At 74.2% G+C, this 15,579-nt stretch carries 15 protein-coding genes and 1 tRNA gene; 4 read left to right on the top strand and 12 right to left on the bottom strand.

Annotated features, from left to right (window positions below; all coding sequences use genetic code 11):
• Window positions 1–189: 189 nt before the first annotated feature.
• The gene (locus tag ACNAW0_RS21385) at window positions 190–942 is read right to left on the bottom strand and encodes an SAM-dependent methyltransferase (protein WP_416289721.1); all 753 of its coding nucleotides are present in this window, start codon (window positions 940–942) and stop codon (window positions 190–192) included.
• 128 nt (window positions 943–1,070) lie between these two features.
• On the opposite strand from ACNAW0_RS21385, the gene ACNAW0_RS21380 reads away from it, so the two are divergent.
• The 3 genes from ACNAW0_RS21380 (at window position 1,071) to ACNAW0_RS21370 (ending at window position 2,699) form a co-directional block, all read left to right on the top strand.
• Window positions 1,071–1,952: a universal stress protein gene (locus ACNAW0_RS21380; protein WP_416289720.1), complete on the top strand. Its 882-nt coding sequence runs from the start codon at window positions 1,071–1,073 to the stop codon at window positions 1,950–1,952.
• Window positions 1,953–2,016: 64 nt separating this feature from the next.
• Window positions 2,017–2,226, top strand: coding sequence for a phosphatidylethanolamine-binding protein (locus ACNAW0_RS21375; protein ID WP_416289719.1), 210 nt, complete (start codon window positions 2,017–2,019; stop codon window positions 2,224–2,226).
• Window positions 2,223–2,699 (top strand): hypothetical protein, encoded by a 477-nt coding sequence (locus ACNAW0_RS21370; protein ID WP_416289718.1) that lies wholly within the window; start codon window positions 2,223–2,225, stop codon window positions 2,697–2,699. The genes ACNAW0_RS21375 and ACNAW0_RS21370 overlap by 4 nt, the downstream gene beginning before the upstream one ends.
• On the opposite strand, the gene ACNAW0_RS21365 is transcribed toward ACNAW0_RS21370, so the two are convergent.
• A complete protein-coding gene (locus ACNAW0_RS21365; RefSeq protein WP_416289717.1) occupies window positions 2,696–2,905 on the bottom strand; it encodes a hypothetical protein in 210 nt (69 codons plus the stop codon). The two genes, ACNAW0_RS21370 and ACNAW0_RS21365, sit on opposite strands and share 4 nt — an antisense overlap.
• Window positions 2,906–3,031: 126 nt before the next feature.
• On the opposite strand from ACNAW0_RS21365, the gene ACNAW0_RS21360 reads away from it, so the two are divergent.
• Window positions 3,032–3,685 (top strand): hypothetical protein, encoded by a 654-nt coding sequence (locus ACNAW0_RS21360; RefSeq protein WP_416289716.1) that lies wholly within the window; start codon window positions 3,032–3,034, stop codon window positions 3,683–3,685.
• Between the two features lie 62 nt (window positions 3,686–3,747).
• On the opposite strand, the gene ACNAW0_RS21355 is transcribed toward ACNAW0_RS21360, so the two are convergent.
• The 10 genes from ACNAW0_RS21355 to fdh form a co-directional block, all read right to left on the bottom strand.
• Window positions 3,748–3,933: a hypothetical protein gene (locus tag ACNAW0_RS21355; RefSeq protein ID WP_416289715.1), complete on the bottom strand. Its 186-nt coding sequence runs from the start codon at window positions 3,931–3,933 to the stop codon at window positions 3,748–3,750.
• A gap of 135 nt (window positions 3,934–4,068) precedes the next feature.
• The gene (locus ACNAW0_RS21350; RefSeq protein WP_416289714.1) at window positions 4,069–5,346 is read right to left on the bottom strand and encodes a hemolysin family protein; all 1,278 of its coding nucleotides are present in this window, start codon (window positions 5,344–5,346) and stop codon (window positions 4,069–4,071) included.
• A 24-nt stretch (window positions 5,347–5,370) separates the two neighbouring features.
• Window positions 5,371–5,568: a hypothetical protein gene (locus ACNAW0_RS21345; protein ID WP_416289713.1), complete on the bottom strand. Its 198-nt coding sequence runs from the start codon at window positions 5,566–5,568 to the stop codon at window positions 5,371–5,373.
• A gap of 235 nt (window positions 5,569–5,803) precedes the next feature.
• The gene (locus ACNAW0_RS21340) at window positions 5,804–6,526 is read right to left on the bottom strand and encodes a hypothetical protein (protein WP_416289712.1); all 723 of its coding nucleotides are present in this window, start codon (window positions 6,524–6,526) and stop codon (window positions 5,804–5,806) included.
• Window positions 6,527–6,556: 30 nt separating this feature from the next.
• A complete protein-coding gene (gene selB / locus ACNAW0_RS21335; protein ID WP_416289711.1) occupies window positions 6,557–8,320 on the bottom strand; it encodes a selenocysteine-specific translation elongation factor in 1,764 nt (587 codons plus the stop codon).
• A gap of 3 nt (window positions 8,321–8,323) precedes the next feature.
• Window positions 8,324–9,616 (bottom strand): L-seryl-tRNA(Sec) selenium transferase, encoded by a 1,293-nt coding sequence (selA, locus tag ACNAW0_RS21330; protein WP_416289710.1) that lies wholly within the window; start codon window positions 9,614–9,616, stop codon window positions 8,324–8,326.
• Window positions 9,617–9,713: 97 nt separating this feature from the next.
• Window positions 9,714–9,809, bottom strand: a tRNA-Sec gene (locus ACNAW0_RS21325).
• A gap of 45 nt (window positions 9,810–9,854) precedes the next feature.
• On the bottom strand, window positions 9,855–10,925 hold the full coding sequence (gene nrfD / locus ACNAW0_RS21320) for an NrfD/PsrC family molybdoenzyme membrane anchor subunit (protein ID WP_416289709.1): 1,071 nt from the start codon (window positions 10,923–10,925) through the stop codon (window positions 9,855–9,857).
• Entirely contained in the window at window positions 10,922–11,956 is a 1,035-nt protein-coding gene (locus ACNAW0_RS21315; protein ID WP_416289708.1) for a 4Fe-4S dicluster domain-containing protein, read from the bottom strand. Before ACNAW0_RS21315 ends, nrfD begins: the two co-directional genes overlap by 4 nt.
• Entirely contained in the window at window positions 11,953–15,225 is a 3,273-nt protein-coding gene (gene fdh, locus ACNAW0_RS21310; protein ID WP_416289707.1) for a formate dehydrogenase, read from the bottom strand. Before fdh ends, ACNAW0_RS21315 begins: the two co-directional genes overlap by 4 nt.
• Window positions 15,226–15,579 lie beyond the last annotated feature (354 nt).

Below are 15,579 nucleotides of genomic sequence, written 5' to 3'. Positions count from 1 at the left end.
GTCCACGATCGCGTCGATCATGGACCGGCCAGTTGCGCTGCCACTATATCGGGCCGGCCCGGCCTGCCCCGCGCCCTACTTTTCGTGGCTGTTTCGTCTGGTTTCTCCGTGTCGGGTGACACCACGTCTAAGGCATCCTAGGATACTGGCTGGGGGTCCGGCGAGTGGCGATGGCGGACGCGGGGGCCCTCAGGCGGCGGGCTTGGTCGCCACGGCGCCGTAGAATGCCTCCGGCACCGGCTCGGGCTCGGGCACACCCTCCGGGCGCCACCCGGCGACCGGCACGACACCGTCCACGGTGGGCTGCCAACGACCCAGCAGCGGCGCGAACGCCGCAGGCGGACGCATCCGGAACGCCGGCCCCATCATCGCCAACGCCTCCGGGTACGCGGCCAGCTCGTCGCTGTCGAAGTCGATCGCCAGGAAGCTGCCCGGCGCCACCGCCCCGTACAGCTCGTCGAGAGTGCGTCCGAGGGTGGCGTCGTCGAGAAAGGCGGCCAGCCCAAGGAAGACCACGCCGACCGGTCTCCTCCCCCACCCTGGCACGAAGCGGTGCAGCTGGGCCGGGTCGATCGTGCCGATGTCGGTGGCGTCGCCGAAGCCGTACCCGGCGCGGTCGCTGCCGGCGAGCAGGCGCTGGCCGAGCCGGATGGTCACCGGATCGACGTCGGTGTAGAGCACGGTGGCGTCCGGGACCACCTCGTGCACGTTGCCCCGGGTCGGCACGCCCGCGCCGAAGACCAGGAAGCCGTCCACCCCTTCGTCGGCAATCGACCGGACCGCCCGGCCGAGGAAGTCCCGCAGCGAGCGGAAGATCGCCGCACAGGGCCCGTACGCTCCCTCGAACGCGCGGGCCGCGGCCACGTCCACCGGGAAGTGGTGCTCGCCGCCGAGCCAAAAGTCGATCATGCGGGCGGTGCTCGGCTGGTCGGGCTCGGCCATCGACGAGGCTCCCTTCCTCGGGCGGTGGGCGACAGCGTACCCACGGTCCGGCTCCGGCGGTATCGCCCCGGCGACACCCCGCCGGCCGCGATACTGGCCGCGGGCGTCGGCGGCCAGGAGGTGACGCGGTGAACTCGGCGAACGGCGCGGCCGTGGTGGTCGGAGTGGACGGCTCGGAGCCGGCCCTGCGGGCCGTACGCCTCGCGGCAGCCGAAGCCGCCCGACGCCACCGGCCGCTGCGTGTGGTGCACGGCTTCATCTGGCCGCTGCTGCGCGTGGCCGGGTCACCGCCGCCCGGGGCACCACCCGGCGCCGGCCTGCGGAAACAGGCCGAGGAGCTGGTCTCCGCGGCGGTCGCCGAGGCTGAGACGGCCGCGCCCGGGCTGCGCGTCTCCGGAGAGATCATCGACGGGGAGGCGGCCGCCGTGCTGCTCGGCGAGTCCCCCACCGCCACGATGATCGTGCTCGGCGACCGGGGCCTCGGCGGTTTCGCCGCCCTGGTGGTCGGCTCGGTGGCCATCCAGGTCGCCGCGCACGCCGACTGCCCGGTGCTGGTGGCCCGCGGCACCCAGCGGTCCGTCGGCCCGGTGGTGGTCGGGGTGGACGGCTCAGCGCTGTCCCAGGCCGCGATCGAGTTCGCCGCCGAGGAGGCGGCGGTGCGCGGCGCCCGGCTGCACGCCGTGCACGCCTACACCCACCCCACGTCCAGCGGCCCCGGCGACATGCTGCCGCTGGTCTACGAGGAGAGCATGCTGCGCGACGAGGAGGACCGGATCCTGGCCGAGTCGCTCACCGGGCTGTCCGACCGCCACCCCCAGGTGCCGCTGACCCGGGAGGTAGTGCACGGGCGAGCGGCCGCCGTGCTGACCGAGGCCGCCCGCACCGCCCAACTGGTGGTCGTCGGCGCGCACGGCCGGAGCGGGCTGACCGGGCTGCTGCTGGGATCGGTGAGCCAGGGGGTGCTGCACCACGCCGACTGTCCGGTTGCCGTGGTCCGCTCACCCACCTGAACGGTTGCCGCCGCCCCGGGCGGGTAGACGCCTGCGGAGAGCACAGCGACCGGAGGAGGCGGTAATGCCAGGACCACGGCCGGGCAGTAACGCGTACGACAAGGAACGGGCACGGCTGCGCGATCTGATCGAGAATTCCGGGCGGGCAGCCGACCAGGAGGCGAACCAGGTCGCGAACCGGATCCTGCAGGAGGATCGCGGCCAGCGGGGCGTCGTGCGGGGCGATCGCACGTTCGGCCCCAAGGGCGAGCGCGAACCGGGCGACCCGAAGTGAGGGCCGCGCCCGTCGTCGACGGCGCCATCGCCGGCGCCGTCGGCACCGCCGCGTTGAACATCGTCACCTACCTGGACATCGCGACCCGGGCCCGCCCGGTGAGCAGCACGCCGGAGGAGACCGCCGGGCGGCTGGCCGACGAGGCACACGTCAACCTGGGGCCGGAGAAGAAGGCGGCCAACCGGCGGTCTGGCATCGGGGCCGTCATCGGTTACGCCACCGGGATCGCCGCCGGCGCCGCCTTCGGCGTGTTGGCAGCCCGACGGCGGATCCCGCTGCCCGTGGCCGCGGGGCTGCTCGGCGGCGGGGTGATGGCGACCTCCGACGGGTCGCTCGCCGTGCTGGGCGTCAGCGATCTACGGACGTGGCGGCCCGTCGACTGGCTGTCGGACATCGTGCCGCACATGGCATACGGAATGGCGGCCGCAGCCACCTGGCGGAGGCTGCGGCCGCCGTCACGGCGGGGTCGTTAGCGATCCCGCCGGCCGCTCTCGTCGTCGGCCACCGGCTCGCCGGCCGGACCGTACGGCGATACCTGCCCCTTCGGGACCGGTCGCCCGACGTCGGCGTTGGACGTGCCGCGATTGCGCGGATTCCCGGCGACACCAGGCACCTTGCTGTCCTGACTGGTGCCGCCCCGGTTGTTGCGGCGGAACTCCTCCTGCTGCGGATTGACCACGGGTCTCCCCCTCCCGGTGGAGCACGCGGCGTGGGGCCGCGCACCTCGTCGGGGTACCCGCCCCCGCCGAGCGCATTCCGGGCCCGGCCGGCGTCTGGCCCGGTCCACGGCGGGTACCCCGACGGGATGGCGAACGATCGGAACGTGGCGCGGGCCCTGCTGGACCGGCAGGGCCGCACGTACGCCGAGGAGGCGGGGATCAGCCTCACCGACCGGCCCGGGCCGCTCTACCAGCTGCTCGTGCTCACCACCCTGCTGAGCACCCGGATCCGGGCCGGGGTGGCGCTCGCGGCGGCCCGGGAGCTCTTCACCGCCGGCTACCGCACGCCGCAGGCGATGGAGGCGGCGAGCTGGCAGGACCGGGTCGACGCGCTCGGTCGCGGCCACTACCGGCGCTTCGACGAGCGCACCGCCACCATGTTGGGCACCGGCGCGCGGCTCTGCCTGGACCGGTGGCACGGGGACCTGCGCCGGATGCACCGGGAGGCAGACGGCGACCGGACGGCGCTGCGCCGGCTGCTGACCGAGTTCCCCGGCATCGGCCCCACCGGGGCGGACATCTTCCTGCGCGAGGTGCAGGCGGTCTGGCCGGACGTACGCCCGTATGCCGACCGCCGGACGCTCGCCGGGGCGCGGCGACTGGGCCTGCCGGCCAACCCGGGCGGCCTGGCCGGCCTGGTCGGCGGGGCCGACTTCGGGCGGCTCGCGTCGGCGCTGGTGCGGGTGGCGCTCGGCCAGGAGTCGGCGGACGAGGTTAGCCGGACCGCCGCGGCCCGCTGAACCCCGCGCCCGGCGCCGCTCGCCGGGCCGGCGTCACTCGCGGGCCGGAGCGGGACAAGGCGTCACTTGGCCGGGCCGGGCCGGGTCAGGTACCAGACCGCCGCCGCGGCGAGCAGGGCGAGCAGCACCACGCCGCCGGAGATGCCGTTACCCTCGCCGCCGCTGCTGCGGTGCCCCGTGGCACCGAAATAGATCACCGCGAGCCCGGCGAGCACCGCGATGAACGTCCGCAATCCTCGGTCCCTCACGCCCCGGACGGTACGTCCGGTCGTCACCGACTGGTGCCGCTTCGACCCGGCGTTCCCCCGTCCGGGGTCACCGCCGCCGGCCGCCGTCGCGGAACCACTGCTCCGGGCGACCGGCGCCGGATGGCCGGTCCCGGCTCACTGCTCCGGGCAGCCGGCCGCCGGGCCGCGCAGGCGCACCCGGCGGATAGCCCGGTCGGCCACCTCGACCACCTCGATGGTGAGCCCGGGCAGCCGCACCCGGTCTCCCGGTCCGGCGGGCAGCCTCCCCAGATCGGCCAGCAGCAGCCCGGCGACCGTGGCGTACTCGCGGGACAGCGGGAAGCTCAGTCGGACGCCGGCGTCGGGCAGGTCGTGCAGCGGGAAGTCACCGGGCAGCAGCAGCGCGCCGTCGGGCTCCCGGACCGCGCGGCGCACGTACCGGTCGGTCTCGTCGTACACCTCGCCGACGACCTCCTCCAGCAGGTCCTCCATGGTGACCAGGCCGTCGATCCCGCCGTACTCGTCGACCACGAGGGCGAGTTGCTCGTGGCGTTGGCGCAGCTGGCGGATCGCGTCGGCGACCGGCAGGGTGGCGGGCAGCAGCAGCGGTGGCCGGGACCGCTCCCCGGTGGTGGCGCCGTCGCCGTCCACCAGGTCGCGGATGTGCACCACGCCGCACACGTCGTCCAGGCCGCCTGGGCCGGTGACCGGGGCGCGGGAGCGCCCGGCGGCGGCGAGCCGGCGCATCGCCTCCGCCGCCGGCATCGACGCCGGCAGGACCGTCATGTCGCGGCGCGAGACGAGGATCTCCCGCAGATTACGGCCGGCGATCTCGAACGCCCCGGCCACAATCTCCCGCTGCTGCGGCGACAGCCCGCGCTGGCTGACCAGCATCTCCCGCAGCTCCTCCTCGGTCACCTCCGGCCGGCTGGCCCGCGGATCCCCGCCGGCGAGCCGGACCAGCAGGTCGGTGGTGCGGCTGAGCAGCCATATCGCCGGGCGGGACAGCCCGGCCAGCGTGTCCAGCGGCGTGGCGGCGAGCAACGCCCACCGTTCGGCCGTCTGCATGGCCAGGCGTTTCGGCACCAGCTCGCCGACGACCAGCGTGAGGTAGGTCAGCACGACGGTCACCAGCAGCACTGCGGCCGGGTGCGCAGCCCGACCGAGAAAGCCCAGCAGGCCGACCAGCGGCTGCGCCAGCGACACCGCGGCGGCCGCCGAGGCGAGGAACCCGGCGAGAGTGATGCCGAGCTGTGTGGTGGCCAGGTAGCGGTTCGGCTCCCGGGTCAGCCGGAGCAGCCGCGCCCCGGCGCGCCCGGATCGACCCAGCCGCCGCAGCTGCCCCTCACGCAGCGTCACCAGCGCCATCTCGCTCCCGGCCAGCGCCGCGTTGATCAGCACCAGGACCAGCACCAGGACGAGCTGCCCGGCCATCCGTACCCCCTCTCGGCGCGACGGTCAGTCGTTCTCCAGATCGTCCAGGGAGATCTTGTGGGTCATCAGCCACCGGGCCAAGGCGGCCATCCCGAACAGCCACAGCGGCGCCGACTCCGTGGTGCCGTTCGTGGCGAAGATGGCGAACCGCAGATCCGGTGCCCGGTACGCCTCGATCCGCCACTTGTGGTTCTTGTCCCGCCAGACCGCAGAAGGGTCCATGGCGTCACCTTGACATCCTCTCCCGCCTAAAGGACTCCGTTGGGAAATCCGCAACAGCCATCTTTCTGTGGGCTGACATGATTGCCGGGCCTGTCGGGTGTGGGGGGTGCGGGTGTCGCTGGAATTGCGGGATGATCACGGGGTGCCGGAGTTGACGGCGCGGGTGGTGCGGGCGTCGTTTCCGAGGGTTTGACGCGGCGCCGTCACCGATGCCGCTTGGCCCACCCGCGCGCGCTCACCAGCTGGGAACGACGTGGTCGCCGAACACGCTGCCCAGCCCGGCCAGGGCGGCGGCCAGCAGGAGACCACCGAGGAGGGACCAGCCGAGGCCGGCCCACCCCGACTGCCGGTCCCTGCCGGCCGGCACCCTGGCATGCCACTGCTCCCTGAACAGCCAGGCGAGCAGGCCGACGCCGAACGGCAGCAGCCCGATCCAGAACCAGAACCAGCGGCTGCCGGCACCGGGTGCCGGGCCGGCGACCAGCATCACGAGCCAGGCCAGCGCCATCGCCGCGGCCAGCTGCGCCGCGGCGTCCGCGAGCCGGTCGGCGGGTGCTCCGTCGGCGCGCCAGGCCGACGCGACGCGGGCCAGGCGCGCGTCCTCGCCGTCGATCGGCGATTCCGTGGCCGGTGCGCCGACGTCGGCCCAGCGGACCCGGCCGTCGGGCATGCTCCACACCATCACCCAGCCGTGGGTGTCGTACCGCGGCTCCGGCCGCCGCCCCCAGAAACCGCCCTGGTCGTCCCAGCCGTCGGCGCGGGTGAAGGTGACGACCCGGCCGGCGACCAGATCCTGGTCCAGCTGCCCAGCGGTGACCTCGCGCGGTGCCGTCCACCAGGCCAGAGCGGCCCAGATCAGCCAGCAGCCGGCGACCGCGACGCAGGCGGCCCGGCGAAACCGGCGCCGACGGCGGTCATCGCTGAACCAGGCGCGGACGGCGGGCAGCTGGACGATCATGGCGACACCTTCGCATCCCGGCGCAACGGATCAGCCGGGCGGTGCCACCACCTGCCGGGCGTCGTCGGGCAGCCGGCGGGTGGCGCCGCGCCGGTCCAGCAGTTCCAGCAGCGGCACCGCGACCCGGCGGGTGGTGTCGAGGGCCTGCCGGGCGGCGCTGAGGGTGAACGGCTGCGGCAGACGGGTTAGGACCCGGACCGCGTCGTCGACCGCGCCGGGCAGCAGCACGACGTTCTCGGCCAGCTTCAGCAGGGCGCCCGCCCGTACGGCCGCGCCGATCTCCCGCGGGCCGAGGCCGAGGTCGGCGAGGCGGTGCGCCTCGGGGGCCCGGAACGGGTGGTCGCCGTACTCGGCGCGTACCCGCTCGACGGCGCGGGCCACCGGTTCGGGCAGCGCGTCGGCCACGGCGGCGGTGACCCGGCCGGCGCGCAGCCGCAGCGGCGGCCGCAGCAGCGCCGCCACGAGGGCCCGGTCGGGCAGGTCGAGACGCTGGCGCAGCACCTCGACCGGGGCGCCGGGTTCCAGGGGGTGCTCGCGGGCGTACCGGGCGACCTCCTCGCCGAGGCGTACGCCCAGGGTCCGCCAGTGCTCCGGGTCGGCCAGCCAGTCCCCGGCCACCGGCGCGACGGTGACCGGCACCCCCATGCGGGTCAGCTCGCCGGCCCGGACCAGGCGCCGGCGGCGCAGTTCCCCGGCCGAATCAGGGCGGCCGTCCAACCCTTCCAGGACGGTCGCCCGAGCGGCGGCGGCCCCCCGCCGGCGCAACGGCGACGGGTCCACGTCCAGCACGGTCACCCCGCCGGCGACGTGATGCCGGCCGGGATCCCGCAACAGCGCCCGGTCCCCGATCAGCAGCGGCAGCGGACGGGCCAGCCGCAGCCGGACGGTGTCCGGGCCGAGCGGGCGCACCCGGGCGGGCACGGCGGCGGAGCCGACGTGCAGGGTGAGCGTGGCCGGCAGATCGGCGGCCGGGTCGCCGGCGAGTCGCACGTCGAGCAGATCGGTGCGGGCGAACCGGCCCGGGCTGAGCAGCGCGTCGCCGCGGGCGATCCGGTCGCGGGACAACCCACGCAGGTTCACCGCGACCCGGGCCACCGCGCCGACCCGGTCCCGGGCGGCGTTCAGCGAATGCAGGCCGCGGACCCGGATCGGTTCGCCGGTGGCGGCGAGTTCGAGCTGGTCACCGACGCACAGCCGGCCGGCACCGAGGGTGCCGGTGACCACCGTGCCGCTGCCTCGGATGGTGAACGAGCGGTCCACCCAGAGCCGGACCGGGACGTCGAGCGCCGGGGCGGGCAGCCGGGCGACCAGGCGGTCCAGGGCGGCCCGCAGCTCGGGCAGGCCGGCGCCGGTGACGCCGCTGACCGCCACCGCCTCCACCTCGCCGAGGGCGGTGGCGGCGATCTCTGTGCGGGCCCGGGCCAGGGCCGGCCCCGGATCGGCCAGGTCCGCGCGGGTCACCGCCAGCAGACCGTACGACACCCCCAGCGCGTCCAGCGCGGCCAGGTGCTCGGCGGACTGGGGCATCCAGCCCTCGTCGGCGCCGACGACGATCAGTGCGGCGGGGACCGGGCCGACGCCGGCGAGCATGTTCGGCACGAACCGTTCGTGCCCGGGCACGTCGACGAAGGCGATGGTCCCGCCGGAGGGCAGGGTGGTCCACGCGAAGCCGAGGTCGATGGTCATGCCCCGGCGGCGTTCCTCCGCCCACCGGTCGGGTTCCATCCCGGTCAGCGCCCGGACCAGGGTGGACTTGCCGTGGTCGACGTGCCCGGCGGTGGCGACTACCCGCATGACTCAGTCGCCCGCCCGCAGGATCGCCGCGCGGACGGTCTCGTCGGCGCCGGCCGGTACGCAGCGCAGGTCGAGCAGGAGCCGGCCGCGCAGCACCCGGCCCAGTACCGGTGGCTCGCCGGTACGCAGTGGCTCGGCGTACCGCTCGGGCAGGCTCAACGCCCACGAGTCGAGTTCCACGCCGGGGGCGCCGCCACCGCCGACCACCGCGGCGGTGGGCACCACCTCGGCCTTGCAGCCGTCCTCGCCGAGCCGGTCGCGCAGCCGTTCCACCCGGTCGCGCAGCCCGGCCGGGTGGGCGTGCAGGGCGTCGCGGGTGGGGGTGGTCGGGGCGTGCAGGGTGGCGGCGAGCGCGGCGAGGGTGAGCTTGTCCACTCGCAGCGCCCGGGCCAGCGGGTGCCGGCGCAGCCGTTCGACCAGGTCGGTCGCGCCGAGCAGCAGGCCGGCCTGCGGGCCGCCGAGCAGCTTGTCGCCGCTGGCGGTGACCAGGTGGGCGCCGGCGCGCAGGGTGGTGGCGGCATCCGGCTCGTCGGGCAGCAGCGGGTCGGGGGCGAGCAGCCCGGAGCCGATGTCGGCCACCACGGGCACGCCGAGGGTGGCCAGTTCCCGCACCGGCACGGCCGAGGTGAAGCCGGTGACCACGAAGTTCGACGGGTGCACCTTCAGCACGAACCCGGTGCGGGGGCCGACCGCGGCGGCGTAGTCGGCGAGCGTGGTGCGGTTGGTGGTGCCGACCTCGCGGAGCCGGGCGCCGGTGCTCTCCAGCAGGTCGGGCAGGCGGAAGCCGTCGCCGATCTCGACCAGTTCGCCGCGGCCGACCACGATCTCCCGGCCAGCCGCGAGGGCGGTGGCGGCGAGCACCAGGGCCGCGGCGCCGTTGTTGACCACGTGCACGGCCGGCGCGTCGGGAACGGCGGCGGCGAGCGCGTCGAGGGCGTCCCGGCCGCGCCGGGCCCGCCGCCCGGTCCGCAGGTCCAGTTCCACATCGGTGTGCCCGGCGGCCGCGACGAGTGCCGCGACGGCGGCGGCGGAGAGCGGGGCGCGGCCGAGGTTGGTGTGCAGCACGACGCCGGTGGCGTTGAGCACCGCACGGGGCGTCGGCGCGGGCAGTTCGGCCAGCGCGGCGTCGCGTACCTCTTCGGGGGTGAGCTCGCCGCGGCGGGCGCGCTGCTGGGCCCGGACGATCGCGGCCTTGACCCGGTCACGGCCGAGCGTGCCGGCGGCGGCGGCGAGGGCCGGGTCGGCGAGCAGCGCGTCGGTACGCGGCACGCGCCGCCGCGGGTCGGCGTCACGCATGCGGTCATCTCCCTGGCGTGCCTCACGGCGGCGGAATCCCTGGTCGCCTCGTGGAGGCGAAATCCCGTCGGTCGCCTCGCGGAGTCCCCTGGCTGCATGGCGGAGACGGACGGGAATCGAACCCGCCTGGCCCGGGTCCCGGACCACACCGGTTTTGAAGACCGGGAGGGGCACCAGCCGCCTGAACGCCTCCACGCAGCAGTCAACCACAGCGCGGCGCCGCCCGTGCGGTGAGGTGTCAGTCCTGCTCGGACGTGCGCCGGTTGACGCGTTCCCGCTGCGGCACGACGGTGTACCTGGGGTCCTTCGCCGAGGCGACCCCGCCGTGGAAGATGCCGAACCGGGTGCAGACGGCGGCGGCCAGCAGCGCGCCGCCGGAGAGGGCGGACAGCGCCCGGTTGCGGCGGCCGGCCAGCGCGCCGGCCAGCCCGGCGACGGTCAGCGCCCGGCCGGCCCGCAGCAGCCTGCCGGCGGTGCCGGTCGCGTACGGCTCGCTGAGCAGGCCGAGCCGGTTCTCCACCCGGTGCGAGCCCCACAGCTCCAGGGCCGCGCCGGCGACCGCGAACCGCCGGGCCGGGCCGGCCTGCGCGGTGGGCGCGGCCAGCAGCCCCACGCCGGCACCGCTGGCCAGGGCGCTGCCGGCGAAGATGACCGGCAGTTCCGGGTACGCCTCGTGCCAGGACGGCACGGCCGTGTCGGCAAGCAGCACCCCGGTGTACGTGGCGAGGGCCGGTGCGGTGACGGCGGCGACCAGTCCGGCGGTGTGTCCCGCCGGGGGCAGCAGCCGGCGGCCGAGGCCGAGCAGCCCCCGCTCGGGCAGCCAGGGGGCGGCCTCGGCGACCGCGGCGACCCCGGCGGCCGGCCCGAAGGCGGTGAGGATCCAGGTGCCCACGGACATCGGCGAGGTCAGCTTCGCCACCCGCAGCATGTGGTGGAAGCGGCTCGGCTTGCCGAGGTCGTTGACCAGGAAGTACGCGCTCGCGGTGACCGCCGCCAGGGAGGTGACCCGGCCGGCGCGGCGCAGCGCCGGCCGGCCGGTGAGCTGGCCGCCGGCGGCGAGCAGCGACGACCCGGCCGCGAGCCCTCCGGTGAACAGGTACGCGGGGATGTCCCACTTCCACACCGGGGCCTTGAGGACGGGCCGGCCGTAGTAGGAGGTGAACTCTGCCGGCGGCACGTTCACCTGCTCCCCTCCGCCTCGGCGCCGCTGCTGCCGCACCGGTTCGCCGAGGCGTTCCGGCCCCTCGGCGGCCAGCCGCTCCCGGAAGCGGCGGAACAGGGCGCCGACCGGGGCGCGGTCCGGACTCACGAGGAACCTCCGACGAACGCGGCGACGGCGGCCGCCGCCATGGCCAGGGCGGCCAGCCCCGCCCGCTTCCACATTTTCGGCAGGTCCCGGGTGGTGACCACCGGGTCCGGCGGCAGGCCGTACACCTCGGGCTCGTCGAGCAGCAGGAAGAACGCGCCGTCCCCGCCGACGCCGTCGGTCGGGTCGTGGCCGTAGAGCCGGGCCTCGGGAACCCCCCGCTCGTGCAGCGTGGCGACCCGCTGGGCGGCGCGTTCGCGCAGCTCGTCGAGGGGGCCGAACTGGATGGACTCGGTCGGGCAGGCCTGCGCGCAGGCCGGGGTCATCCCGGCGCCGAGCCGGTCGTAGCAGAGCGTGCACTTCCACGCCCGGCCGTCGTCCTTGCGCTGGTCGATGACCCCGTACGGGCAGGCGGAGATGCAGTAGCCGCAGCCGTTGCAGATGTCCTCCTGCACCACCACGGTGCCGAACTCGGTGCGGAACAGCGCGCCGGTCGGGCAGACGTCCAGGCATGCCGCATGGGTGCAGTGCTTGCAGACGTCCGACATCATCAGCCAGCGGAAGTCGGTGCGGGACTCCGGGCCGGTGGCCCGCCCGGGCGGCCGGGAGCCGGGCATGCCGAGGAACTCCGGGCCGGCGGCCATCCGGGCCGCGGCCTCCGGCTGCCCCGGGGGTACGCCGGGACTGGTGCCGGTGTCGGTCGTCGTGCCGGCGGCTGAGGCGGCGCTGGCCGGGCTGGCCGCCGGGCCGGTCGGGTTCGCCGCGAACGGCGGGGTGCGGTGCCCGGCCGGGCGTGGCTGCTCGATGAAGGCGACGTGCCGCCAGGAGTTGGCGGTCAGTGCGCCGGTGTTGTCGTACGACATGCCGAGCAGGTCGAAACCCGAGGCCGGGACGCCGTTCCACTCCTTGCAGGCCACCTCGCAGGCCTTGCAGCCGATGCAGACGCTGGTGTCGGTGAAGAAGCCCATCCGGGGCGGGGCGTCGGTCCACCCGGCGTCCGGGGCGGGGTCGAGCGGCCCGTAGAGGCTGTTCACTGGTCGCTGCTCCCGTCCGCGCCGGCCTCGGTGGTGACGATCGGGGTACGGTGCTCGCGGGTCAGCCCGGCGCGCCGCTGGTATTCCCCGACCAGGTCGAGCAGGGCCGGGCCGGTGGGCCGCCGGCCGGGCCGGATGTCGCAGGTGCCGACCTTGCTCTCCTGGATCAGCACGTTCGGGTCCAGGGTGATCCCGAAGAGGTCGTTGACCGAGTCGCCGGTCACCAACCCTTCCCGGCCGAAGTGGTACGGCAACCAGACCTGGTGGATCAGCCGCCCCTCGACGCGAAGCGGGGTGAGCCGGTCGGTCACCAGCACCTTGGCCTCGATCGCCGCACGGCCGGTGATCAGGTGTGCCCAACCGAGGTGTGTCAGCCCGACCTCCGCGGCCAGCTCCGGCGACACCTCCACGAACAGCTCCGGCTGCAACTCCGACAGGGTCCGGACGAAGCGGCTCATGCCGCCGGCGGTGTGGTGCTCGGTGAGCCGGCTGACCGTGAAGACGTACGGGAAGACGTCGCTGTGCTGCTCCGGCGGGCTCGGGTTCATCCGGTTCACCGGATGGGTGTAGACCTTGCGGGTCGGATTCGTCTGCTGGCCGTACATCGGGTTGCGCATCGGCGACTCGGCGGGCTCGTAGTGCGCCGGCAGCGGCCCGTCGAGGACCCCGCTCGGCGCGTACAGCCAGCCCTTGCCGTCGCCCTGCATGACGAACGGGTCGTCACCGGCGATCCCCTCGGGGCCCGAGGCGCCCTTGGACGGCCGGTACGTCGGCGGCTTCGTCCTCTCGAAGTCCGGCACGTCGTACCCGGTCCACTCACCCTTGTCGGCGTCCCACCAGACGTACTTCTTCCGCTCGCTCCACGGGCGTCCCTCCGGGTCGGCGGAGGCGCGGTTGTAGAGGGTGCGGCGGTTGGCCGGCCACGCCCAGCCCCACTCGGGGGCGACCCAGTTCTGCTCGTGCCGGGGCTTGCGCCGGGCGGCCTGGTTCACCCCGTCGGCGTAGACGCCGGCGTAGATCCAGCAGCCGATGGCGGTCGAGCCGTCGTCGCGGGCCTCGACGAACCCGCCGAGCGGGCGGCCGGTACGCACGTCGAAGCCGTTGATCTCGCGCAGCACCGCCTCGGCGCTCGGCTCCGCCTCCGGCCCGTGCGTCGGGTAGTCCCACGCGAGGTCGAGCAGCGCCTGGTCGCGCGGCCTGTCGGAGTGGGCCAGCCGCTCCCGCAGCCTGCGCCCGAGGTGGTAGAAGAACCACAGTTCGGAACGGCAGTCGCCCGGCGGATCCAGGGCCTTCTCCCGCCACTGCAGCAGCCGCTGCGTCTGGGTGAAGGTGCCTTCCTTCTCCACGTGCGAGGCGGCGGGCAGGAAGAAGACCTCGGTACGGCACTCCTCCGGCACGATCTCGCCGGTCTCCACCTCCGGGCTGTTCTGCCAGAACGTGGCGCTCTCGATCATGAACAGGTCACGGACGACCAACCAGTCGAGGTTGGCCATGCCCAGGCGCTGGGCCCGGCCGTGCGCGGAGCCGACCGCCGGATTCTGGCCGAGCAGGAAGTAGCCCTTGACCTTGCCGTCGATCATGTTCAGCACCTGCTGGTACGTGCCGTGATCGCCGGTCATCCGGGGCAGGTAGCCGTAGCAGAAGTCGTTCTCCGGGGTCGCCGCGTCCCCCCAGTACGCCTTGAGCAGGCTTGCCGCGAAGGCGCGCGCGTTGCCCCAGAAGCCCTTCTGCCCGGGGTTACGGATGCTGTCCACCCACGCGTCGAAGGTCGGGTGGATGGCGTGGTGCGGCATCGGCAGGTAGCCCGGCAGCAGGTTGAACAGCGTCGGGATGTCCGTCGAGCCCTGGATGCTGGCATGCCCGCGCAACGCCAGGACCCCACCGCCCGGGCGCCCCACGTTCCCCAGCAGCAGCTGGATGATCGCCCCGGTACGGATGTACTGCACTCCGACGCTGTGCTGGGTCCAGCCCACCGAGTAGACCAGCGCGCCGGTCCGCTCCCGGCCCGAGTTCTCCGTCCAGGCCCGGGCCAACTCCAGGAACTTCTCCTGCGGGATGCCGCAGACCCGCTCGACCATCTCCGGGGTGTACCGGGAGAAGTGCCGCCTGAGGATCTGGTAGACGCAGTGTGGGTGCTGCAGCGTCTCGTCCCGCTCGGTCTGGCCGGACACCGGCATACCGTGCGACTCGTGCAGCAGCCCGGCTGCGGTCTCCCGCTCCGTGCCGGTGTCCGCGGCCCCGCCGTCGCCTTCCTGCCCCGCGTACTGCCAGCTCGTCTGGTCGTATGCCCGGGTCTGCGGGTTGAAGCCGGAGAAGAGACCGTCGAGGTCCTCCGTGTCGACGAACTGCTCGCTGACGATGGTCGCCGCGTTGGTGTACGCCAGCACGTACTCCCGGAAGTCCAGCTCGTTCTCCAGGATGTACCGCACCACGCCACCGAGCAGCGCGATGTCGCTGCCCACCCGGATCGGCAGGTACGTGTCGGCGAGCGCGCTGGTGCGGGTGAACCGCGGGTCGACGTGGAAGACCTTGACGCCGCGTTTCTTGGCTTCCATCACCCACTGGAAACCCACCGGGTGGGCCTCGGCCATGTTGGAGCCCTGGATGACGATGACGTCAGCGTTGGCGAGGTTCTGCTGGAAGTCCGTCGCGCCGCCGCGACCGAAGCTGGTCCCCAGACCGGGGACGGTGGCAGAGTGTCAAATGCGGGCCTGGTTCTCGATCTGGAGTGCCCCCATCGCCGTGAACAGCTTCTTGATGAGGTAGTTCTCCTCGTTGTCCAAGGTCGCCCCGCCCAGGCTGGAGATGCCCAGCGTCCGGTTCAGCGGCCGGCCCTCGTCGTCGACGTCCTCCCAGGTCGCGTCGCGGGCGGCGAGAACCCGGGCGGCGATCATGTCGAGCGCGACGTCGAGGTCCAGGTCTTCCCACTCGGTCCCGTACGGCCGGCGGTAGCGGACCTTGGTCTGCCGCAGCGGGCTGGTCACCAGGCTTTTGCTGGCCGAACCCTTCGGGCAGAGCCGACCGCGGGAGATCGGGCTGTCCGGGTCGCCCTCGATCTGGGTGACCTGCCCATCCTTGACATAGACCCGCTGCCCACAACCCACCGCGCAGTACGGGCAGACCGACCGGGCCATGCTGTCGGCGGTCTCGGTGCGCGCGGTCAGGGCCGCCGAGCGGGCCGATCGGGCGGCGGCGCCCCGGCCCAGCGGGTCGGTACCGGTGAGCTGCCGGTAGACCGGCCATCCCTCGATGAAGGTCTTCAGGCCCACTGGAACACCTCCTCCCCACTGGCGGAAGCTGACCTTCTGAACCTTAAGGCCAGCCGTCGGGGGCCCGCGACTCGAGTCGCGGATCATTTTCGGCGAATCTGGGGGGTGGGAAGACAGCGGCGCCCCGACCGTGTGGCCGGGGCGCCGCTGGGCGTCGGTGTGCAGGTCGCCTCTCGGCGAGTGGCGCGACGCGGCTCCAGCCGAACGGAATTCCGCGAAGGCAAATTGGGTGAGGCCCGGGGACACTGGACACACCGACGCTCTGCACAACGGTACGAGGCGTTCTCGTTCTTCCGCTCGTTCCGGTGACTACGGTCACGGTCACCTGGGGTAGGTGGTTGCTCTTATGGGCTG

The sequence above is a fragment of the Micromonospora sp. SL1-18 genome (genome assembly GCF_047921505.1).
Lineage (GTDB): Bacteria > Actinomycetota > Actinomycetes > Mycobacteriales > Micromonosporaceae > Micromonospora.
Note: the sequence above shows the minus strand (reverse complement) of the source record. Positions and strands in the feature narration are given on the sequence as shown.